General features: G+C 67.5%; 5 protein-coding genes and 1 pseudogene. All 6 read left to right on the top strand.

What is annotated here, in order from left to right:
• The coding region (locus ACRDUX_RS22615) for a cytosine permease (RefSeq protein WP_526416702.1) at window positions 1–256 on the top strand (256 nt) is incomplete at its 5' end.
• 145 nt (window positions 257–401) lie between these two features.
• Window positions 402–932 carry a PadR family transcriptional regulator gene (locus ACRDUX_RS22610; protein ID WP_526416700.1) on the top strand — a complete coding sequence of 177 codons (531 nt, stop codon included), beginning with the start codon at window positions 402–404 and terminating at the stop codon, window positions 930–932.
• 104 nt (window positions 933–1,036) lie between these two features.
• A complete protein-coding gene (locus tag ACRDUX_RS22605) occupies window positions 1,037–1,777 on the top strand; it encodes a PadR family transcriptional regulator (protein WP_526416698.1) in 741 nt (246 codons plus the stop codon).
• A 63-nt stretch (window positions 1,778–1,840) separates the two neighbouring features.
• Window positions 1,841–2,695, top strand: coding sequence for an aldo/keto reductase (locus tag ACRDUX_RS22600; protein ID WP_526416696.1), 855 nt, complete (start codon window positions 1,841–1,843; stop codon window positions 2,693–2,695).
• 80 nt (window positions 2,696–2,775) lie between these two features.
• Complete coding sequence (locus ACRDUX_RS22595) at window positions 2,776–3,537, top strand: class I SAM-dependent methyltransferase (protein ID WP_526416704.1); 762 nt, start codon at window positions 2,776–2,778, stop codon at window positions 3,535–3,537.
• Window positions 3,538–3,560: 23 nt separating this feature from the next.
• Window positions 3,561–3,946 (top strand): annotated as a pseudogene (locus ACRDUX_RS22590) (glutamate--cysteine ligase); the annotation flags it as partial.

Here is a 3,946-nt window from a genome sequence, read left to right as displayed (position 1 = left end):
CACCATGGCCAAGACCTCCAACTACTGGTACCAGGGCGGATACAACCCCGTCGCCGTCGTCGCGACGTTGGTGGGCGCGATCCTGGCCGTGCTCCCCGTCCTGCTCGGGGGCGTCGTCTTCGGAATGGCGGGCGCTGCGCAGTACAGCTGGTTCATCGGCTGCGGCGTGGCCTTCGTCCTGTACTACCTACTGGCCACTCGCGGCGCGTGGAAGATGACGCCGCTCGTCGAGGTCGAGGCGATGGTCGAGGCCTGACTCACCCGCCTACGTTCTCGCGTCGAGCGTGACACCACTGCGAGAATCCGGGCCTGATCTCGCGCCGGCGTCACGTTCGGCGAGTTCGACACACGCTCACGGCCTGACGTTCCAGTTGTGACATGTCGCGCCATACAATGCAGCCGTGAGTCTTCGGTTTGCGGCGCTCGGCCTCTTGGCCCAGCATCCAGGCAGCGGGTACGACCTGCTGCGACGGTTCGAGAAGTCCATGGCCAACGTGTGGCCTGCGACCCAGAGCCAGCTCTACGGGGAGCTGAACAAACTGGCCGCGGACGGGCTGATCGAAGTCGCGGACATCGGGCCGCGGGGCCGCAAGGAATACCGCGTCACCGACGCCGGCCGGGCTGAACTCGCCCGCTGGATAGCCGATCCGCAGGACGACCCGCCCTACCGTAGCGCTGCCCTGCTGCGGGTGTTCCTCCTCGGCGAAGTGTCCCCTGATCAGGCCCGCGAGTACATGGCAGCCTATGCCGCGCGTGCGGACGACGAGTTCGCCCGCTTGACGCTCCTACGCGACTCGCTGCAGCCGTGGGGCGAGGTCGATGCCGAGTTCTACGGCGGCGCGGCCTTGGAGTACGGCCTCCGGATCGCGGCGCTGGAAGGTGACTGGGCCCGGTCGCTGGTCACGGCCATCGACGAGCGGCAGGCGCCTTAGCTCCAGACGATCGTTTGAATTAATGGTTGCATCGCGATAGTTTCCGATATATCGTCAACGTATCGGAAGCGCATTCGGCGTTTCCTGCCGAAGGAGAAAATCAGATGAACACCCCATTCACACCCCCCAACGGCCCCTTCGAGGGTCGACCCCACGCAGGCGGCTTCGGCTTCGGGTTCTCACCCGTCGACCGTCGCGCCATCCACGAACACCGACGCGCAGCGCGGCGCGGCTTCCGTGACGCCATCCGCGAGCACGACGCAGACGTCGAAAGCCCCTTCGACGGGGGCTTCCGCGGCGGTTTCGGACCCGGCTTCGGCCGCGGCTTCGGTGGACCCGGCTTCGGTCCTGGTTTCGGCCCCGGCTTCGGACGCGGCCCGCGCGGCGGCGGTCGCAGTCGAGGCCGCGGCAGGCGTGGCGACGTCCGCGCCGCCATCCTGACGCTGCTCGCTGAGCGGCCGATGCACGGCTACGAGATGATCCAGGAGATCGCCGAACGCAGCCAGGACCTCTGGAAGCCCAGCCCCGGCTCGGTCTACCCGACCCTGCAACTGCTTGTCGACGAGGACCTGATCGTTGGCACCGCGAGTGACGGCAGCAAGAAGCTGTTCGAGCTCACCGACGCCGGCCGCGCCGCCGCCGAGAAGATCGAGACCCCGCCGTGGGAGGAGATCACCAGGGATGAGGCCCCGGGCGCGCTCGGTTTGCGCAGCTCGGTCGGTCAGCTGATGGGCGCGGTCGCGCAGTCCGCGCACGCCGCGAGCCCCGAGCAGCAGCAGCGCATCGTCGACATCGTCAACAATGCCCGCCGCGAGATCTACGGCATCCTCGGCGAGACCGAGTAATCACCTACCAAGCAAGGGGGCGCATTCGGACTGAATGCGTCCCTTTCTTGGTTGGCTGTACCCATGAGCACATTCACGCTGGGCAAGTTCACCGTCAATCGTGTCGGCTTCGGCGCGATGCAGCTCCCCGGGCCGGGCGTCTTCGGGCCGCCGCGCGATCACGACCAGGCGATCGCCGTGCTCAAGCGGGCCGTCGAGCTCGGGGTCAACCACATCGACACCGCCCAGTTCTACGGTCCCGACGTCGCAAACGCCCTCATTCGCGAGGCACTGCACCCGTACGGCGACAACCTCGCGCTGGTGAGCAAGGTCGGTGCGCGCCGCGACGGCAAGGGCAACTGGATCCCGGCGTCGCAACCCGACGACCTGCGTGCCGACATCGAAGTGAACCTTCGCGAGCTCGGCGTGGACCAACTGGCCGCCGTCAACCTGCGCATCCACGGTGATGACCCATCCGCGGCCGACGAGGTCGACCGCGAGTTGTTCAACCGCCAGCTGAGCACCATGATCGCGGCCCGCGACGAGGGCCTCATCGGTGGGATCGGACTCAGCAGCATCTCGCTCGAACACCTTCAGATCGCGTTGGACCGCACCGAGATCGTCACCGTGCAGAACGCCTACAACCTGGTCGACCGGACGTCGCAGCCGGTGCTCGACGTGTGTGCCGAGCGCGGCATCTCCTTCGTCCCGTTCTTCCCGCTGGGCTCGGCGTTCAACGCCGAGAACCCGGTGCTGGGCAACCCCGCCGTCAAGAAGGCCGCTGCCGACCTCGGCAGGACTCCCGCGCAGATCGCCCTGGCCTGGACTCTTTCGGTGGCGCCCAATGTGCTGTTGATCCCCGGCACGTCGTCGGTCGCTCACCTGGAGGAGAACCTTGCCGTCGCGGACATCGAGCTGCCCGCCGACTTCACCCCCTAGCCTCCCTAGCCCCCCGCGATTTCGGCGCGCTCGGTTGCGGTGTGCGCAACGGAGCGCGCCGAAGCGACCGCACGGCCATCATGGACTACGTGACTCCTCCAACGGTCGACATCGACGGCATGCCCCGCGGTGGTCCCGACGCGTCCTGCCTGGACCGGTTGCTGCAGACAGACCGGCAGGAGTACCTCGACCGCGACGACGTCGACCCCAAGATCAAGCGCAGTGTCGTGCGGGCGCTGGAACTCACCGGCGACTGGTTCGGCAACCACGAGAAATTCGCCCACATCGCGCTCGAAGAGGTGGCCGAGGTCCCCGATCCGAGCATCCTCGAGCTGGGCTCCGGACACGGCGGGCTGTCCGCCAAACTGCTGGAGATGCATCCCACGGCGCACGTCACCGTGACGGACGTCGAGCCGGACTCGGTGGCGGCGATCGCGGCGGGCCCGCTCGGCGCGGATGAGCGGGCGACCGTGCGCACCATGGATGCCACCGACGTCGACGCCGCGGACGGAGCGTTCGACCTGGCGGTGTTCGCCCTGTCGTTTCACCACCTGCCGCCTGCGCTGGCATCGCGGGTCATCGCCGAGGGCACCCGGGTCGCGGCCAAGCTGGTGATCATCGACCTGCCGCGGCCCCCGGCTCCGTTGCACGTCCTACGGCTGGCGCTGATGCTCCCGCTGGCGCCGTTCGTTCCGTTCGTGCACGACGGCGTCGTCAGTTCGCTGCGTTCGTACAGCCCGTCCGCACTGCGCGCGCTCGCCGCTCACGCGGACGAGGGCATCGACATTTCCCTTCGCGGCGGTCTCGTCAGTCCGCAGGTCGCGGTGGCCTCGCGTCGATAGGCTCAGACCTGGGGGTGCCGCTAATGGGTGATGAGGTCACACGGACCGAATACAGCCGAGAGCACCGGCTGCTGTACCGGCGCAAGGTGCAGCTGTCCCTCGACGTCTTCGAGACGATGCTCGCCCAATCGAGCTTCGACTTCGACCGCCCGCTGACGGGCATGGAGATCGAGTGCAACCTCGTCGACGCCGACTATCAGCCCGCCATGAGCAACCGCGAGGTCCTCGCGTCGATCGCCGATCCCGCGTTCCAAACCGAATTGGGCGCCTACAACATCGAATTCAACGTACCGCCGCGTCCACTGCCGGGCCGCTCGGGCTTCGAACTCGAGAGCGAGATCCGCGCCAGCCTCAACGCCGCGGAGACGAAGGCCAACACCGACGGCGCGCACATCGTGATGATCGGTAT

Source organism: Mycobacterium sp. (genome assembly GCF_050701675.1).
GTDB lineage: Bacteria > Actinomycetota > Actinomycetes > Mycobacteriales > Mycobacteriaceae > Mycobacterium.
The sequence above is the reverse complement of the archived record's forward strand: the minus strand, read 5'-3'. Positions and strand labels throughout refer to the sequence as shown.